Genomic DNA, 17838 nt, shown 5'->3' on the forward strand with positions numbered 1-17838 from the left:
CATTCTTCCGAAAACGACAAAAAATTCACCCCCTTCCGTCTATAATAGGGTCTGTTAGAAATTCAGACCATGCAAAAGGCGCAGGGGGTGTTTTTTTGCACTATGAGATCTTTCTGGATCTTCTCTTTGCAGAGAATCTTCTGCTGAATTATACTATTCTGCGCCTTTCCTCCTTTCTTCTGAAACGATCTGCCACGCGAAGAAGGAGTTTTGCGGCAGCCGCGCTCGGCGCCGGTTATGCGGTGCTGTATGCCGTGTTTGCACGGTATCTGCCGGGTGCGCTGCTCGCCCTGGTCGGAATCGGAATTACAACAGGGATGGTGAAATCTGGCTGCAGAATCACGACAGTACGGGATCTTGTGGTGGGAATGGCAGGCTATATACTGTCCGGTTTTCTGATCGGCAGTGCATACCGCCTGTTCCGGGAGCTGATGCCGGGAAGGGGAATTTTTCTTTTTCTTCTTTCCGGGAGTGCCGCATATGCGGGAACACTCCTCCTGCTGAAGATCCGAAAGGAGATGCTCCTGGAACACGCCAGGCAGGTTACGGTACAGCTTGTGCAGAATGGGAAATGGAAAAAAGTAAAAGGACTGTACGACACGGGCAATACTTTGCGGGATGCCACAACCAAAAAGCCGGTCTCGGTCGTACCGTACACTGTGATACTCGAATTGTTCCCGGACGAAATGCGGACAGGGATTGCGGCGCTTGCAAGGCACGAGACGGTGCCGGAGCCGGAACGGCTTCTTGCGCTGCAGCCCCGTTACATACCGTTTCGCGGACTGGAAGGCCGGGGCTTTCTGCCGGTGATCCGGATCTCGGAAATGATTCTTGTGACAGAACATACAGCCAGGCACATAAGCGGACCGCTGATTGCGCTTGGCGGAGAAAATAGTTCATCTCCCAGGGGCTATGAAATAATTTTGCATCCAGATCTCATGGAAGGACAGGAGGAATGAAGTATGCTGCAGGCTGCACTGCCAAACGGATTCCGGCTTCGTATGCTGCCGCGGTCCGTGCCGGCTGTATTTCGTCAGACAGGGGAAATTTTTTATATCGGGGGCACAGATGTTCTCCCGGCGCCTTTGGAAGGACAGGAGGAGGCCGATGCGATTGCGGGGCTTTCCGATCCGGAAAACGAGACGGCAAGGAGCGAGCTGATCGAACACAACCTGCGTCTCGTCGTCTACATTGCACAGAAATTTGATAATACAGGAGTTGGTGTGGAGGATCTGATTTCGATTGGAACCATCGGCCTCATCAAGGCAATTAACACGTTCAATCCGGAAAAAAAGATCAAGCTTGCCACGTACGCGTCCCGGTGCATTGAGAACGAGATTCTGATGTATCTGCGGAGAAATAACAAGACACGGATGGAGGTCTCGATCGATGAGCCGCTCAATGTAGACTGGGATGGAAATGAGCTTCTTTTGTCGGATATCCTCGGAACGGAGGAGGATGTGATCTATCAGGGGCTCGAGCAGGAGGCGGAACATCGCGTGCTGGGAAGCGCAATCAGCAAGCTCTCTGAGCGGGAGCGGGTGATCGTGAAACTCCGGTTTGGCATCAATATGCCAGAGGGGCGGGAGAAAACGCAGAAAGAAGTCGCGGATCTTCTCGGGATTTCCCAGTCGTATATCTCGCGGCTGGAAAAACGGATTATGAAGCGGCTGCGGAAAGAGATTGCGCGGTATGAATAGAGCATAAAAATGCCCTGCCCGGAGGAAAAACCATTGTTTTGGTCCCGGGCAGGACATGATTTGCTGCTTGTTTTAAGAAATGATCGTTTTATCGTGTTTCAAAACGGCATACGCTGCAGGCGTGCGGAGCAAGAGAAGCAGAAAAACCGCCGTTTAAAGAAAGTGCTTTACCGCTCCAGAGTTCTTTCGCCGCAACAGACTCCAGTGGGCAGTCTGCATCGGCAAGTGTGGAAGAAACCGTCTGCGGTGCATCCGAAAGATTAAAAAGTGCAACGTAGGTTGTTCCGGTTGTGTCATCCTTTGCATACCACACAGCTTCATTGTCTGTACGCGTGATCTGATGCGGACGAACGGACGGAGGCAGCATCGCGAGAATATCCGTGTTCGTAAGAAGTGCCAGTGTATCGTCATCGAGAAGCGTCATTTCGGCACCGAGCATCAGTGGAGAGCCGAAGAGACACCAGAGTGTCATCATCGTTTTCTGCTCATCCGGGGTAAAATACGTATGATGTTCTGTAGCAAAACCTTTTCCGAGTTCGCCAAGCGGCAGCATATCACAGTCCGGATAACAGCCGGCAGAGACGTGGCTCTGCCAGAGCTCGCAACGCTGGAACATATCCTTTAACTGTGCCCAGTTGTCCCAGAAATCATCGGTGATGCGCCAGAGATTCGCGTGCTTTTCATAGAACCATGCTTTCTCTATGAGCGCAGGTCCCGGAGACAGAGAGAGGACGATCGGCCGTCCGCATTTTTGGATGGCATTCGAGAGCATCTCGATCTCATGCGCAGCTGCAAACGGATTTTTGTGCATGTTGGTATTACAGATATCATCGCATTTAATGTAATCAACACCCCAGGAAGCGTAGAGCTCCAGCAGGGAATCATAGTAAAGCTGTCCTTCCGGAAGATCGCGTACACCGTACATATCCGGATTCCAGCCGCAGATGACCGTAGGATCGGCAACGTGTTCAGCACCAAGAGAACTGTTCTTGATCTTTCCGTGATGATGTGCAGCGATTCGCGGAATACCGCGCATGATGTGAATTCCGAATTTCAGCCCCAGACTGTGTACATAGTCGGCAAGTGGTTTAAAGCCGGAACCGTCTGCAGAAGATGGAAAACGTTCGGGATCCGGCAGCAGACGGGAGTATTCGTCCATTTCCAGTTCAGAGAATGGAATATACTGATACCGGTCGCGCATGGAACCGGCCTTTTTTGCATACCACTGGATATCCACTACAATATACTCCCAGCCATATGCTTTTAAGTGCTTTGCCATATAGTCGGCATTTGCCTTTACCGCAGCCTCGTCCACGGTTGTATCATAGTAATCGTAGCTGTTCCAGCCCATCGGTGGGGTTGGTGCACATGTATTTTTGTTTGTCAGATGCATAAGAAAAAACTCCTTTCTAAAGCAATGCTTGTTTTTTTCTGATAAGAAAAGTATAATAAAGGACATAGTGCAAAACAAGAAGACAAACCGGATAAAAGAGGTAATTTTTTGATGGAAGATCTGATCGGAGTATATGGAATCCTGGATCTGGATCACTGGCCGAACGCTCCGTTTTTGCTGCTGGACGGCGGGGTGGAAAAGAGATGGAAGGAACCGTATGCATTTCATAATACAGACCGCGGAACATATTCCGGATGGCTGATGCAGTATACGCTTTCGGGAACAGGATGGTTTGAAAAAAACGGAAAAACGTATGAAATGCGTCCCGGGAGAGGATTTTTGTGTCAGATTCCGGAGAATAGCAGATATTATCTGCATCCGGAATCCGAAGAACCATGGATTTTTCTGTATTTTCATTTTCGTGGAAGTGCAGTGTCCTATGCGGCAGAACGACTGTTTGAAAAAACAGGAGATGTTTTTTATGCGGATGCAGATAGCGAGCCAATTCGGACTGCACTGCAGATGCATCGAAAACTGAAAAACGGTTACCGGTCGGAACCGTATGAATGCGGTGTGTTTTTGTATCAGTTTTTTTGTTCTCTTCTGCGGGAGGTACAGCGTCCGGAGCGGAAGCAGACACATTTTTTTGTTCGGGAAGCGATACGGCAGATGGATACCGACTGCGCATCTGTGCAGGGGATTGAACAGCTGGCAGAACAGAGCCGGGTTTCCTTTGCCCATTTTACGAGATGCTTCCGGGAGGAAACAGGCGTTTCTCCCATGCAGTATCTTCAGGAAGCGAGAATTCGCAAAGCGATGACGCTGCTCTTGAATACCGGAAAGAGTGTGGAAGAGATTGCAGCAGAAACCGGATTTTCCAGTGGAAACTATTTTGGAAAAGTATTCCGTCACCATATGGGAATCTCGCCGTCGGCATACCGGAAAGAACGGCAGAACGGTGCTGTCTGAAGTCTTGGTTTTGTACGAAGATGTACTTGCGGAGAAATTCCGGGAGTATGGAAGAAAAAAGGGAGGAACAAAAATAAATGGAACGAGAAACATTCCAATCGCGCCTTGGCTTTCTTCTGCTTTCGGCAGGATGTGCCATCGGCATCGGAAATGTATGGAAATTTCCGTATATGGTAGGAAACAACGGAGGCGGCATTTTCGTGCTGTTTTACCTGCTGTTCCTTGCCATCATGGGAGTTCCGATTCTGTCGATGGAGCTTGCCATCGGAAGAGGAAGCAAAAAGAGTACCGTGCGCGCGTATGGGGAACTGGAAAAGAAAGGGCAGAAGTGGCATATCCACGGATACGTTGCCCTCATCGGAAACTATCTGCTGATGATGTTCTACACCGTCGTTGCAGGCTGGATGCTGTACTATTTCTACAGCTTTTTAATCGGAAAATTCAGCGGCCTGACAGGCGACGCCGTAACCGGAAAATTCAACGAGATGCTTTCATCTCCGTCGATTCTTGTCATTACCATGCTGATTATTACAATTGCAGGCTTTCTGATCTGTTCGGTGGGTCTGCAGAACGGCGTGGAGCGTGTTACAAAGGTGATGATGATCGTGTTGATGGTCATCATGATTTTCCTTGCGGTTTACAGCTTTACGATGCCGGGTGCCAAAGAGGGACTGAAATTCTATCTGGTGCCGGATATGCAGCAGATAGAACAGGTGGGACTGTTCCACATTATCACAAACGCGATGAGCCAGGCATTTTTTACGCTGAGCCTTGGTATCGGCGCGATGCTGATTTTCGGCAGCTACTTAAACGGCGGAAAATCCCTGCTCGGCGAGGCAGTCAGCATTGCAGCGCTCGATACGTTTGTAGCGATTACCGCAGGCCTCATCATTTTCCCGGCGTGCTTCTCCTACAACGTACAGCCGGACAGCGGCCCGAAGCTGATCTTTATGACGCTGCCGCACATTTTCACCTCGATGAAGGGCGGACGGATTTTCGGAAGCTTCTTCTTCCTGTTCCTGTTCTTTGCGGCGCTGTCTACCATCATCGCTGTATTTGAGAATATCATGTGCTGTTTTTCTGAGATTTTCGGCGTTTCCAGAAAACAGTCAGCCATCATCAACTGCATTCTGGTGATCTTAGGATCCCTGCCGTGTGCACTCGGCTACAATGTGTGGTCCGGATTCCAGCCGCTCGGCGCAGGAAGCACCGTTCTTGATCTTGAGGACTTTATCGTCAGCAACCTTCTGCTGCCGGTCGGCTCTCTGATTTACCTTCTGTTCTGTACTTCAAAATGGGGCTGGGGCTTCAAAAACTACCAGGCAGAGGCAAATAAGGGCGGGGGCCTGAAAGTGCCGGACTGGGTACGGGTTTATCTTTCTTATATTCTGCCGTTGCTGCTTCTGGTATTAATTGTCCAGGGACTGATCGGATAAGACAGGAACAAAAAGGTCAATATCAGACGAAAAAAAGATAAGAAAAGAACTGGAAAAAAAGCCAGGAATACGAGATAATAAAAGACAAGAGACCAGAACAGGTGCCGGGACCCGGAAGTATCAGGTGTCCCGGCACTTGTCGGATCAGAAAGGATACAGGAGAAAGGGGAACAAAATGGGAAAATTTACACCACTGGATTTCAACAAATATGCAGCACTGGCCCGTCAGGCAGCGGCAGAAGGCTGTGTACTTCTGAAAAACGAAAATGAGGCACTCCCGCTTCGAAAAGGAGACAAAGTGGCTGTTTTCGGAAGAATTGCATTCCACTATTATAAGAGCGGACTTGGCTCCGGCGGTCTTGTCAATACGAAATACGTTGTCGGTATTCTGGATGCCTTAAAAGAAGAAAAAGACATTACACTCGACGAGAATCTTCTTGGAACATACGAAAAATGGATCGAGAAAAATCCGTACGACGAAGGACAGGGCTGGGGCAAGGTGCCGTGGTCCCAAAAAGAGATGGAGCTGACCGACGAGATCGTGGAGAGTGCAAAAGGCGCCGATGCAGCCATCGTTGTTGTAGGCCGTACCGCAGGTGAGGATCAGGACAACAAAAATGAGGCAGGCAGCTATCTCTTAACCGATACTGAAAAAGAGATGGTAGAAAAAGTCAGCAAAGCGTTTGCAAGAACAATCGTTGTGCTGAACGTCGGAAACATTATCGACATGAAATGGGTGAAAGAGTGCAATCCGGCAGCTGTTCTCTATGTATGGCAGGGTGGTCAGGAAGGCGGAAACGGTGTTGCCGATGTACTGATGGGAAGAGTCAATCCGTGCGGTAAGCTGACCGACACGATTGCAGAGAATATCGAGGACTATCCGTCCCAAAGCTGCTTCGGCGATCTGACCCGCAATGAGTACAAAGAGGATATCTACGTCGGATACCGCTACTTTGAGACCTTTGCAAAAGAGAAAGTATTGTATCCGTTCGGTTTTGGTCTTTCCTATACGACATTTGCCGTGACCGCAGAGGCAGAAGAGAAAGATGTTGACAATGTAACCGTGACGGCAACCGTTGAAAATACCGGCAAAACGGATGGTAAAGAGGTTGTTCAGGTTTATGTAAAAGCTCCGCAGGGTGTTCTTGGAAAACCATCCCGCGCACTCGTCGGTTTTGCAAAGACCGGTGTTCTTGCACCAGGCGCAAAAGAGACGCTGACGATCGATGTGACCAAAGAGAGCTTTGCATCCTACGATGACAGCGGTGCAACCGGCCACAAATCCTGCTACGTACTCGAAGAGGGCAGTTATGAGTTCTACGTCGGAAGCGATGTCAGAAGCGCAGCCTTTGCCGGTGCATACGAGCAGCCGTTCAAAGTGGTTGAGATCCTGACCGAGGCTATGGCTCCGGTAGAAGCATTTGAGCGCATGAAAGCTGTTCCGGGCGAAGACGGAACGTTAAAACCGGGATATGAGGCAGCTCCTCTGCGCACCGTAGATCCGATCGAGCGCATGAAAGAAAACCGCATGGAGCCGATCACCTATACCGGTGACAAAGGCTACAAGCTCGGTGATGTCCTGGATAAGAAAGTAACGATGGAAGAGTTCGTGGCACAGCTTTCCGATGAAGATCTGATCTGCATCTTCCGCGGCGAGGGCATGTGCAGCCCGAAGGTTACTCCGGGAACCGCAGCAGCATTCGGCGGCCTGACACCGGAACTGCAGGAATTCGGTATTCCGGCAGCCTGCTGTACCGACGGCCCGTCCGGACTCCGCTTTGACTGCGGAACGAGAGCCTTCTCCATGCCGAACGGAACCCTGCTTGGCTGTACGTTTGACCTTCCGCTGGTAGAAGATCTGTACGAGATGGCAGGACGCGAGATGAGACAGAACCGTGTCGATGCCTTGCTCGGACCTGGTATGAATATTCACAGAAACCCGCTGAACGGCCGTAACTTTGAGTATATCTCCGAGGATCCGTACCTGACCGGATGGATCAGTGCCGTACAGATTCTTGGTATGGAAAAATCCGATGTAACCGGAACCATCAAACACTTCTGTGCAAATAACCAGGAGTCCAACCGACATCATGTGGACGCCGTTGTTTCCGAGCGTGCCCTGCGTGAAATCTATCTGAAGGGATATGAAATCGCAGTCAAAGAAGGCGGCGCAAGATCCATCATGAGCACTTACGGACCGGTCAACGGCATCTGGACTGCAGGAAATTACGATCTTCTGACCACGATTCTGCGCGGCGAGTGGAACTATGACGGCTTCGTTATGACTGACTGGTGGGCAATGTCGAACCGTGAGGGATATGAAGCAACCAGAACAACCCATGCACCGATGGTATCTGCCGGAAACGATGTCTTCATGGTATGCACCGACTGCTCCGATATGGGACAGGACGATGTGAAAGAGGCACTGGAAAACGGCGAGATCACAAGAGGCGACCTGCAGAGAAATGTGATGAATGTTCTGCATTTCATCCTTGGAACTCCAAGCATCTTACGGTTCCTGGACCGCATCAGCGAGGAAGAGAAAGAAGCACAGGAGCAGATAGGCGACAACGATTTCGTTGCAGCAGATCTTGTAACATACGAGGCAGATCCGGCAACGGGAGATGTTGTGATCGACGCATCCGCATGGAACACGAAAAAAGGAAACAGTGAAGTATGCGGTGTTACGATTCTGGATGACAAGATGGGAACGTACGATATCGAAATCGAGATGAAATCCGATCTGGAAGACCTCGCACAGCTGCCGGTAACCGTGTACATCGACAATATCGTAAAAACTGTGATCAGCATCCGCGGAACAAAAGGTGAGTGGATCAAAGAGACGAGAGACCTTGGTTTCTTCTTCGGCCCGAACCACTACCTGAAGCTGTACTTCGGCGCAAATGGTCTGGAGCTTGGAAAGATCCGCCTGAAGTTAAGAGAAGGCATGGAAGTACTGAGCAAACACGAGGAATAAATAAAAAAAGAAATACAGAGAAAAACCGGAACCCGGGAGCCGCTGTTTGAAAGCGGTGCCGGGTTCCGGTTTTTCGTATGAAAGAAGATTTTTATGGAAGAAGCTGTTTTTTAGTGAAGCTCGTCCTCATCCACATCAATCACATTGTCATCGTGCAGGATTTTCTGCTGGTTGATCTCGGTCTGGATGACGTTTTTGATCCGGCGTTTTGCGCGGCCCATGTAGTAGGTGGTGACAAGATCGGAAATGCCGCTGTAGACAAGGCAGATACCGATGAAAATGTTTGTGGTTGCAACGGCATCAAACGGATTGGTACAGATGATGATGCCGAGAACGCTGGTTAAAAGAGCCAGCAGGAACTCAAGCCACCATTTTTCCAGCCCTGTTTTTTTGAGGTTGAACGCCTTCTGAATGCTGAGCAGTCCGTTTGCCAGAAGGATGATACCGATGACAACCGGGATGAATGCGATTACAAGGTCACTTTCAAAGATAACGAAGCAGCCGAACAGAATCAGTACCAGGGCAACGAACAGATCGTAGCGGAAGAAAAACGGCTCGCCGCGGCTTGCAATGTAGCGGATCAACGCAACAACGCCGCCAAACAGGAGCAGTGCTCCGGCGATATAACAGATCAGCAAACTCGTTTTTACGGGGTAGACGATCAGCACGATACCTAGTATAATAGAGACAGCGGCTGAAAGCAGGAAACTGTTTTTCACATCCTGAAAAAATTGTTTCATAAGGATTCTCCTTTCCACTTGAATGTGGTTTTTCGTTTGCTTTTATAGTAGCTTTTCAAAGCAGAAAAAGCAATGGACAAATTGAAAAAAATGTACGAAGAAATGGAATCGTGAAACGGAAGAAAGAGAGGGTAAAAAAGATGCAGGACGAACAGAAAAAGTTCCAGGAGAAGCTCTCCGAATTGCTGTCATACGCCAGAGACCATGAAAATAAAGTAACGATGAAAGAAGTCAGAGACTTTTTTGAAGACTTTGCACTGGATGAGCAGAAAGTCACCTTTGTCTGCGAATATCTGACGATGGAGCAGGTCGATGTGGCAGATTATGAGCCGGGCGTCGTGCCGGAGGAGACCGAAAAAGAAAAGAAAAAACCGGAGTTTTCCGAGGAGGAGCTGCGTGCCTTACAGCAGTATCTTGACGAACTGCCGGAGACAGAAACACCGTCGGAGGAAGAAACGGCAGAGCTTTACCGGAAAGCGGCAGAGGGCGATTCCCTTGCAAAGAGCATGCTCGTGCAGCTCTGGCTTCCGAAAGTTATTGAGACCGCAAAAGAAATGCACACCCGCGATTTCTTCCTGATGGATCTGGTGCAGGAGGGAAATGTCGGACTTTTAGTAGCGCTGGAGTCCGTTGTAAAAGCTGAGACGGCGGAGCAGGCGATTGATGCGGCTGTGCGTGAGACGATCAGCGATTTCATGGAAGAACACAGAGTTCAGAAACACAAGGACAATACTGTAGTCAATAAAGTAAACCGCTTAAAAGACGCCATCGAGGAACTCTCCGACGGCGATGACATGGATTTCAGTGTGGCAGAGCTTTCCGCGTATCTTGACATGTCCGTGGAAGAGATTGAGGATATTCTGCGGATTGCAGGCGAAGAGCCGTAACAAAAGGCTGGTATTTGCACAGAAACTGTGTGAATTGGCAATAAAACAAAAGCAAAGGAGAAAAATACAATGGTACATCATATTGTTATGTGGAAATTCAAACCGGAAGTAGAGGATGCAAAGAAACCGGAGCTGAAAAAAGCGATGGCAGAGAACCTGAAAAGCCTGGTCGGCAAAGTGCCGGGATTGTTGACGGTTGACTTTGTAGAAGCACCGCTTGCATCTTCCACCCATGATATGGCACTTGTCACAACCCTGGAAAAAGCAGAGGATGTAGCTGTATATGCAAAACATCCAGAGCACGTAAAAGTAGCAGACACCTATGTACGTCCGTACACAACGGAGCGTGCGGCACTCGATTACGAAGAGTAAAAACAAGCACGGACTTTAGCTCGTTGCCCGTGTAAATAAAAAAGTATCCCGCTTCCCCAAAAGGAACGGGATACTTTTTTTGTGCCGAGAAGATCAATTCCTGATCTGGTGAATACGTTTCATTTAAGTGTTTTTCTGTTCTTCCTTCTGCAGTTCGTCAATTGTAAGCAGCAGCTCATCGATGGAAACCTCTTCGTCCTTCGGATCTTCCGTAAATTCTCTGACCAGTTCTTCGTACGTTCTTCTTCTGTGTTCCAGCGCTTTCCGCGACCGCTCCCGCCGGATGCGGCGGACATACCGCAGGCGGAGGACAAAGAGCAGAATCAGAACGAGAAGGACAAACGGCATCGCCAGAAAAACAGGATCTGCCTTCCGGATACGGGCAAAAAGGGATGCACCGGCCGAGGCAAGATGGCGGAACCAGGAAGCGGCATGCACAGTGCCTTTCCAGAACGCTGCGAAATGGGAAGCCACAGATGAGAAGGAAACCGTGGATGATGCCGGTGCTTTGGAAACGGCCGGTTCCGGTGTCTGGGTTATGGCCGGTGTTTCGGTCGGCGTCGCAGTGGCAGTCGGCGTCGGTGTCGCCGTCGGAACCGGTTCAAACGTTACGGCAAGGGTATGATCCTTCTGGATATCGGAAAATGTGTAGCTGTCCGGATATTCCGTCACCGGCAGATACAAGCCGTCCACCGAGAGCTTCGCGAGCCGGAAGCCTTCGTCTGCCGTGTAGGAAACGGTTTTTTCCTCTCCGCGGGAAACTTCCCCGCCCTCGGACACCGAGCCATGCTCCGCCGCGGAAGTGGAAACCGTGAACAGATACGGCACCCGGGTGCGGTAGAACTGCACGTACCGTCCACCATCTGCCTTTGTTACGTTTACAATCGCAATAAATTCCCCAGGATTTGTCTCACAGAGGCCCTCTGGTTCATTGATGGTGATATCGTCGGAAAAGCCAAAATCAACCGTGTCGTCCGCAAGCAGTGTTTTCTGCGAGAGCGAGTATGTCTGGATAAAGTTTCCGATTCCGAGATGCATCGTCAGCGGAAAAAGAAAAAAGAGATCGCCGGAAACACAGAGATCCTGAAAGTTTTCCATGTAAAAATCGAAGGGATACGTGCCCCAGTCATCCACCACCTGAAGTGAGGCATCGAGGAGTTTAAAGCCGTAGCCGCCGTCCGCATCGGTCTGGATCAGATAGCCGCCGGTGGAGGGAAGATAATCAATACCGAGAATATTGTAGCTTGTCGAGAGCTGGATCCGCTCTTTCTGCTCGAGAGTATCCGGGTCGAGGCGGAAGATACATCCGTAATTGGAAGCATCCGGGCTGCTGTAGCCGCTCACGAGGATTTCATGTGTGACGGGATTGTATGCCATACCGTTTGCGTGAGCAAAGTCTGCGTCCCTTACCTGATGCGCGAGGGAATACTGCGTAACGGGATTTCCGTCTGCGTCTGTATCATTTTTATAGTAGGCAGAGACTACGTCCGGCTCTGTCGTCAGATCATTAAAATTTTCGATGCAGATGATATAATCTTCCGTCGCACAGACGGACTGCACCGCGCCGTTGCTGCCGAGAATCGGATATTCCCCGACCAGTTCCCAGGAGGCACCGGTAAACGGCGTACTGGAGGCAAAACCAGCCTGACAGAGTATGGGATGAGCGAGGAAGAGAAAAATACCCAGAAAAAGGGCAAGAAAAAAACGGCCGGATTTCTTGCCAGTGGGAGATTTTATCGAAAAATTTGTAAATGCAAGCCGCATATGATGTGTAGGTCCTTTCTTACAGAAAAAAGGTGAACTTTTTCTGTCATCCTATCTTACCACGGAACCGGCGGAAAGTAAATGAAGGAGGGATGGAGATTTTCTTACATATCGTTTAAGAAAATGTAATAATTTTGTAGTGTTTGCCGATGCAAAGTAGTTGTAAACATTTTGCCGTCTTGGTAAAATAAACATAACAGAATTCAGAAAATTGTGAAGAAAAAGGAAAGGCAGAGAACCGATGATTAGAATCAAAGATATAGCAGACCGCGCAGGGGTCAGCCCGACGACGGTTTCGAATGTAATACACGGAAAGACAGGGCGCGTCTCGAAGGCAACGGTCGAGAAAATCAACCGGATTTTAAAGGAGATGGAGTACGTGCCGAGTATCAGCGCGCGTATACTGGCGAACAACAGCTCCGGTCTCATTGGTGTGGCGCTTGGTTTCATGAAGAAAGGAAATGCTTCTTCCTTTGAGGATCCCTTTGTGTCGGCAATGCTTGGAAACCTGGAGTATCAGATCCGGGAACACGGCTACTATATGATGCTGGTTGCGCGCCATGAGAAGGACGATCTTATGCAGCAGGCGCTCGGCTGGAATTTTGACGGCATGATTGCGATGGCCCTGAGTGAAAAGGAGATAGCAGAGCTTTCGGAACGTCTCGGGAAACCACTGGTAACCATTGATCAGTATCTCCCGCCGGAACTTGGCGTCCGCTCCATTACGATGGATGACCGCGGCGGTGCGTACCAGATGAGCCAGTACCTGATTGGAAAGGGGCATAAAAAATTTCTCTTTCTATCTGACTGCGATCTCGGTGTTGACCACTATCGGTGGCTCGGTGTGCGTCAGGCGATGGAGGAGGCGGGAATTGAGGACTTCGAGAGTCGCCATATTGTGATACCATGGGATCCGGAGCAGAGGGAGAAGGCATATGAGGAGATGCTTCCGCTCTTCAAAAAACAGACAGCGCTCTTTTTTTCATCGGATTACTATGCACTTGAAGCATCCAACTTTCTGCAGAACAGGGGAATAAAGGTTCCGGAGGAAATTTCAATTGCGGGCTTTGATGATGTTACCTATGCGACACTTGCGCGTCCGAAGCTGACTACCGTACATCAGATGGTGGATGGAAAAGCACGCCGTGCCGTAGAAGTCCTGATGCACCTGATCCAGGATGAGCCGGTACAAAAAGATATTCCGCCATTGCCGACAACACTGGTGGAACGGGAGTCGGTAAGAGATCTGATGAAGTAAATAGTTACCAAATTTGCAGAAAAACTCTTGTAAAAACTGCTGGTTTTGCGCAAAACTATTGAAAAATCACCGTGAGGTATGGTAAACTGTGTTTGAAAACGACAGAATCAAAGAACCAGACACGTTCTGGGGATGAAATAAAGGAGGTAAAAAAATGGACAAAAAATGGTGGAAAGAAGCCGTAGTGTATCAGATTTATCCGCGCAGCTTCATGGACAGCAACGGAGACGGTATCGGCGATTTAAATGGTATCACATCCCGTCTGGATTATCTGAAGGATCTTGGCGTGGATGTTATCTGGCTGTCACCGGTGTACCAGTCACCAAACGATGACAATGGATACGATATCAGCGATTACCGGGCAATCATGCAGGAGTTCGGAACAATGGAGGATTTTGACCGCATGCTTTCGGAGATGCATAAAAGAGGCATCAAGCTGGTCATGGACCTTGTTGTCAATCATACCTCAGACGAACACAAATGGTTCGTGGAGAGCCGCAAATCGAAAGAAAACCCGTACCGCGACTATTACATCTGGCGTGATGCAAAAGAGGGAAAAGAGCCAAACAACTGGGGAAGCTGCTTCTCCGGCTCCGCATGGAAATACGATCCGCAGACCGAGATGTATTACCTGCATCTGTTTTCCACGAAGCAGCCTGACCTGAACTGGGAAAACCCGACCGTAAGAAAAGAAGTTTTCGATATGATGAACTGGTGGTGCGAGAAAGGCATCGACGGCTTCCGTATGGATGTCATCAGCATGATCTCCAAACCGGAAGGACTGCCGGATGGAAAGATTCCGGAAGGCGGACTCTACGGTGACTCCGGCTGCGTAAACGGACCGCATGTTCATGAGTATCTGCAGGAGATGAACAAGGAAGTCCTTTCCAAATATGATCTGATGACGGTCGGTGAGTGTGCCGGTGTCACGATCGAGGAGGCAGAAAAATATGCATCCGCAGACGGCAAAGAGCTCAGCATGGTATTCCAGTTCGAGCTGGTTGAGCTGGCAAGCGGAAAATACGGCAAATGGACGGACAAACGCGTACCGCTCAAAGATTTCAAACGCGTCATGACAGCATGGCAGACGGAGCTTGAGGGCAAGGCATGGAACAGCCTCTTCCTTGGAAACCACGACCAGCCGCGCTGCCTGTCCCGTTTCGGCGATGATTCACCGGAATATCGCGTAGTCAGTGCCAAAATGCTGGCAACCTGCCTTCATATGATGCAGGGTACCCCGTACGTATACCAGGGCGATGAGCTCGGCATGAAGAACGTTCCGTTCCACGATCTGTCCGAATTCCGCGATATTGAGAGCATCAACGCGTTTCACGAGCTGACCGGAGCCGGAAAAGTAGCGCCGGACGATATGATGCGCTACCTGAACCTGCGCGGAAGAGACAATGCAAGAACTCCGATGCAGTGGGATGATACCGCTTCGGCAGGATTTACCACAGGAACCCCGTGGATCAAAGTCGGACCGGATTACGAGACCGTCAATGCAAAAAATGAGATGGCGGATCCGGATTCTGTATACAATTATTACAAGAAACTGATTCATCTCCGGAAAGAGAAGGATATCATGGTTTACGGAACGTACGAGCTGCTCGATCCGGAGGACGAGGCACTGTATGTATATACCAGAACCTTAGGCGATCAGAAACTCCTCGTGATGTGCAATTTTACAAAAGAGGAGCAGGAGTACACGGTTCCGGAAACCTTTGCAGGAGCAGAGGTACTGATCAGCAACTATCCGCAGGACGGCGCGGCAGCAGGGACACGAAAACTGCGTGCGTATGAGGCAGTTGTTCTGGAAACCAAATAAAAAATGCAGAGGAACCTGTGGCAGAACGGATTTTTGCCACAGGTTCCCGTTCTCAAAATACGGCAAAAACCGGTAAGAGTAAGAAAGGGGAAAACAAAACATGAAATCATATCTGAAAATGGAGACACATCCGCTTGCAGATCCGAAGAATGTAGTAAAGGGCGATAAATATCGTATCACGGTGCTGACGGAGCATCTTCTTCGGCTGGAATACAGTGAGGACGGTGAATTTATCGATGCAGCATCCCAGACGGTCGTAAACCGTGATTTTCCAGCAGTGGAATTTTCCGTCAAAGACACAGGCGATGAGCTGGAGCTACGCACAAAGTATCTGCAGCTGAATTACAACAAAAAGGCATTCTCTGCAAACGGACTTTCCTGCAAAACAACGGCAGTCGGCATCAGTTCTGTACCGGCATGGCATTACGGAGATCCGACACAGGATCTTGGAGGAACGGCCCGTACGCTTGATCAGGTCAACGGAGCATGCGAACTGGAACCTGGTATCATGTCCTGGTTTGGTTCCGCTGTTCTGGATGATTCGAAGTCGCTTCTGATGACAGAGGACGGTTGGGTGACCCCGAGAAAGAAAGGAGTGCAGGATCTGTACTTCTTCGGCTATGGCTGGAATTTCCGCCTGGCATTAAAGGATTTCTACCACCTTTGCGGCAAAACTCCGATGCTTCCGAGATTTGCACTTGGAAACTGGTGGAGCCGTTACTGGCGTTACAGTGAAGCATCTTATATGAAACTGATGGAAGACTTCGACAAAGAGAACGTTCCATTCTCGGTTGCTGTTATCGATATGGACTGGCACCGTGTAGACGATGTGGATCCAAAATACGGCAGCGGCTGGACCGGCTATAGCTGGAATAAAAAACTCTTCCCGGATCCGGAGCGTTTTCTTGGAAAACTCCATGCACGCGGCATGAAGACAACACTGAACGTCCATCCGGCAGACGGAATTCGTGCGTATGAGGACTGCTATCCGGAAGTAGCAGAGGCTATGGGAGTGGATGCAAAAAAAGAAGAGCCGGTCAATTTTGACATTGCGGATCCGAAATTTGTTGATGTATATTTCGACAAAGTTCATCATCCGATGGAAAAAGAGGGCGTCGATTTCTGGTGGATTGACTGGCAGCAGGGACAAAGTACCAAGATCGAGGGTCTTGATCCGCTGTGGATGCTGAATCACTATCATTTTCTTGACAGTGGAAGAGACGGAAAACGTCCGATGACCTTCTCCCGCTATGCAGGACCGGGCTCCCACCGCTATCCGGTCGGATTTTCCGGAGACACCCATATCACCTGGGAATCCCTGGATTTCCAGCCATACTTTACCAGCACAGCCTCCAACATCGGCTACGGATGGTGGAGTCATGATATCGGCGGCCATATGCTCGGCTACCGTGACGATGAGCTTGAAGCAAGATGGTATCAGTACGGAGTCTTTTCTCCGATCAACCGTCTGCACAGTTCTAACAGTGCCTTCAGTGGAAAAGAGCCTTGGAACTTCAGTATGGAAGTGCGCAGCACAATGGATGATTTCCTTCGTCTGCGTCATAAACTCGTACCGTATCTGTACACGATGAACTACCGTGCATGGAAAGAAGACACACCGATCGTTGTTCCGATGTATTATGATTACCCGGAGACGGTTTTCTGGGGCAAAAATCAGGCACCGAATCAGTACTTCTTCGGAAGCGAGCTGATGGTAACACCGGTGACAACGAAATGCATTCCGGAGCTGAAGCGTGCAAAAACAAAGGTGTGGCTGCCGGAAGGTACGTGGTTTGATTTCTTCAACGGAATGATTTACGAGGGTGGCAGAAGTATGGATCTGTACCGTACGCTCGAGGAGATCCCGGTTCTTGCGAAAGCAGGTGCGATTATCCCGATGACAGAGAAGATCAGTGCGCTGGATGTAGAATCCAACCCGGATGAGCTGACGGTACGCGTTTATGCGGGCGCGGACAATACATTTGCCCTGTACGAGGATGACAATACTACCATGGCATATGAGAAGGATGACTGTGCAAAAACATCGATGACGCTCGACTGGGGTGCGCGGAAATTTACGATTGCACCGGTTGAGGGCAATCAGAGCCTCGTTCCGGAAAGCAGAATGTACTGCGTAGAATTCGGCGGAAGTACGGCAAAAGAGGCGAAGGTCTTTGTAAACGGCGTGGAAGCGGATGCAGAAGTCAAAGAGAAAGACGGACTTCTTACGATCGCGGTAACAGATGTAAAACCGCAGGATACTGTGACAATCTGTCTGCCGGAAGATACGGAGATTGCAAAGAACGATGTCATGACACGTGCGATGGATCTGCTGCTGCACGCCGAAATCAGCTACATCACCAAAGAGCAGATCGCAAATCTTCTTCACAAAGCAGACGGAAAGGTAGCAATTCTGGCTGCAGAGCTGCAGAGCATGGAACTTTCAAATGATCTGCGCGGTGCGTTGCTGGAGATCATTACGGCATAAATTGCTGCAGAAAAACACGATTTGATTTA

13 protein-coding genes are annotated in these 17838 nt (G+C 49.6%); 10 read left to right on the forward strand and 3 right to left on the reverse strand.

Going from position 1 to position 17838, the window contains the following annotated elements; all coding sequences use genetic code 11:
- Positions 1-95 precede the first annotated feature (95 nt).
- Positions 96-959, forward strand: a complete 864-nt coding sequence (locus tag DWY63_RS09430) for a sigma-E processing peptidase SpoIIGA (protein WP_158554986.1) — start codon at positions 96-98, stop codon at positions 957-959.
- 42 nt (positions 960-1001) lie between these two features.
- A complete protein-coding gene (gene sigE, locus DWY63_RS09435) occupies positions 1002-1700 on the forward strand; it encodes an RNA polymerase sporulation sigma factor SigE (protein ID WP_330415463.1) in 699 nt (232 codons plus the stop codon).
- Positions 1701-1788: 88 nt separating this feature from the next.
- On the opposite strand, the gene DWY63_RS09440 is transcribed toward sigE, so the two are convergent.
- Positions 1789-3093, reverse strand: a complete 1305-nt coding sequence (locus tag DWY63_RS09440; protein WP_117801959.1) for a glycoside hydrolase family 27 protein — start codon at positions 3091-3093, stop codon at positions 1789-1791.
- A gap of 111 nt (positions 3094-3204) precedes the next feature.
- On the opposite strand from DWY63_RS09440, the gene DWY63_RS09445 reads away from it, so the two are divergent.
- The 3 genes from DWY63_RS09445 (at position 3205) to DWY63_RS09455 (ending at position 8475) form a co-directional block, all read left to right on the forward strand.
- Complete coding sequence (locus DWY63_RS09445; RefSeq protein ID WP_117509636.1) at positions 3205-4062, forward strand: AraC family transcriptional regulator; 858 nt, start codon at positions 3205-3207, stop codon at positions 4060-4062.
- Positions 4063-4139: 77 nt separating this feature from the next.
- On the forward strand, positions 4140-5498 hold the full coding sequence (locus DWY63_RS09450; protein ID WP_055226948.1) for a sodium-dependent transporter: 1359 nt from the start codon (positions 4140-4142) through the stop codon (positions 5496-5498).
- Positions 5499-5673: 175 nt separating this feature from the next.
- Positions 5674-8475 carry a glycoside hydrolase family 3 protein gene (locus DWY63_RS09455; RefSeq protein WP_117801960.1) on the forward strand — a complete coding sequence of 934 codons (2802 nt, stop codon included), beginning with the start codon at positions 5674-5676 and terminating at the stop codon, positions 8473-8475.
- Positions 8476-8585: 110 nt separating this feature from the next.
- Here DWY63_RS09455 and DWY63_RS09460 read toward each other — a convergent pair whose 3' ends face one another.
- A complete protein-coding gene (locus tag DWY63_RS09460) occupies positions 8586-9215 on the reverse strand; it encodes an HdeD family acid-resistance protein (RefSeq protein WP_022462612.1) in 630 nt (209 codons plus the stop codon).
- A gap of 140 nt (positions 9216-9355) precedes the next feature.
- Between DWY63_RS09460 and DWY63_RS09465 the strand changes: the two genes are divergently transcribed.
- Together DWY63_RS09465 and DWY63_RS09470 are read left to right on the forward strand one after the other, a co-directional pair.
- The gene (locus DWY63_RS09465) at positions 9356-10102 is read left to right on the forward strand and encodes an RNA polymerase sigma factor region1.1 domain-containing protein (RefSeq protein ID WP_147342020.1); all 747 of its coding nucleotides are present in this window, start codon (positions 9356-9358) and stop codon (positions 10100-10102) included.
- Between the two features lie 69 nt (positions 10103-10171).
- On the forward strand, positions 10172-10474 hold the full coding sequence (locus tag DWY63_RS09470; protein ID WP_022462610.1) for a Dabb family protein: 303 nt from the start codon (positions 10172-10174) through the stop codon (positions 10472-10474).
- Between the two features lie 123 nt (positions 10475-10597).
- Here the strand turns inward: DWY63_RS09470 and DWY63_RS09475 are convergent, their stop codons facing one another.
- Entirely contained in the window at positions 10598-12238 is a 1641-nt protein-coding gene (locus DWY63_RS09475) for an InlB B-repeat-containing protein (RefSeq protein WP_117801961.1), read from the reverse strand.
- Between the two features lie 241 nt (positions 12239-12479).
- On the opposite strand from DWY63_RS09475, the gene DWY63_RS09480 reads away from it, so the two are divergent.
- The 3 genes from DWY63_RS09480 (at position 12480) to DWY63_RS09490 (ending at position 17809) form a co-directional block, all read left to right on the forward strand.
- Positions 12480-13496, forward strand: a complete 1017-nt coding sequence (locus DWY63_RS09480; protein WP_117801962.1) for a LacI family DNA-binding transcriptional regulator — start codon at positions 12480-12482, stop codon at positions 13494-13496.
- Between the two features lie 154 nt (positions 13497-13650).
- Complete coding sequence (locus DWY63_RS09485) at positions 13651-15321, forward strand: glycoside hydrolase family 13 protein (protein ID WP_117801963.1); 1671 nt, start codon at positions 13651-13653, stop codon at positions 15319-15321.
- A 100-nt stretch (positions 15322-15421) separates the two neighbouring features.
- Positions 15422-17809 (forward strand): glycoside hydrolase family 31 protein, encoded by a 2388-nt coding sequence (locus tag DWY63_RS09490; RefSeq protein WP_117801964.1) that lies wholly within the window; start codon positions 15422-15424, stop codon positions 17807-17809.
- The last annotated feature ends 29 nt before the right edge of the window (positions 17810-17838 follow it).

Source organism: Blautia sp. AF26-2, from assembly GCF_003460955.1.
GTDB lineage: Bacteria > Bacillota > Clostridia > Lachnospirales > Lachnospiraceae > Fusicatenibacter > Fusicatenibacter saccharivorans.

Excerpts from the sequence above, each read along its gene's own strand:
- DWY63_RS09475 (WP_117801961.1), bottom strand. The coding sequence starts at position 12,238 with ATGCGGCTTGCATTTACAAATTTTTCGATAAAATCTCCCACTGGCAAG.
- DWY63_RS09445 (WP_117509636.1), top strand. The coding sequence starts at position 3,205 with ATGGAAGATCTGATCGGAGTATATGGAATCCTGGATCTGGATCACTGG.
- DWY63_RS09440 (WP_117801959.1), bottom strand. The coding sequence starts at position 3,093 with ATGCATCTGACAAACAAAAATACATGTGCACCAACCCCACCGATGGGC.
- DWY63_RS09490 (WP_117801964.1), top strand. The coding sequence starts at position 15,422 with ATGAAATCATATCTGAAAATGGAGACACATCCGCTTGCAGATCCGAAG.
- DWY63_RS09480 (WP_117801962.1), top strand. The coding sequence starts at position 12,480 with ATGATTAGAATCAAAGATATAGCAGACCGCGCAGGGGTCAGCCCGACG.
- DWY63_RS09455 (WP_117801960.1), top strand. The coding sequence starts at position 5,674 with ATGGGAAAATTTACACCACTGGATTTCAACAAATATGCAGCACTGGCC.
- DWY63_RS09465 (WP_147342020.1), top strand. The coding sequence starts at position 9,356 with ATGCAGGACGAACAGAAAAAGTTCCAGGAGAAGCTCTCCGAATTGCTG.
- DWY63_RS09470 (WP_022462610.1), top strand. The coding sequence starts at position 10,172 with ATGGTACATCATATTGTTATGTGGAAATTCAAACCGGAAGTAGAGGAT.
- sigE (WP_330415463.1), top strand. The coding sequence starts at position 1,002 with ATGCTGCCGCGGTCCGTGCCGGCTGTATTTCGTCAGACAGGGGAAATT.
- DWY63_RS09460 (WP_022462612.1), bottom strand. The coding sequence starts at position 9,215 with ATGAAACAATTTTTTCAGGATGTGAAAAACAGTTTCCTGCTTTCAGCC.
- DWY63_RS09450 (WP_055226948.1), top strand. The coding sequence starts at position 4,140 with ATGGAACGAGAAACATTCCAATCGCGCCTTGGCTTTCTTCTGCTTTCG.
- DWY63_RS09485 (WP_117801963.1), top strand. The coding sequence starts at position 13,651 with ATGGACAAAAAATGGTGGAAAGAAGCCGTAGTGTATCAGATTTATCCG.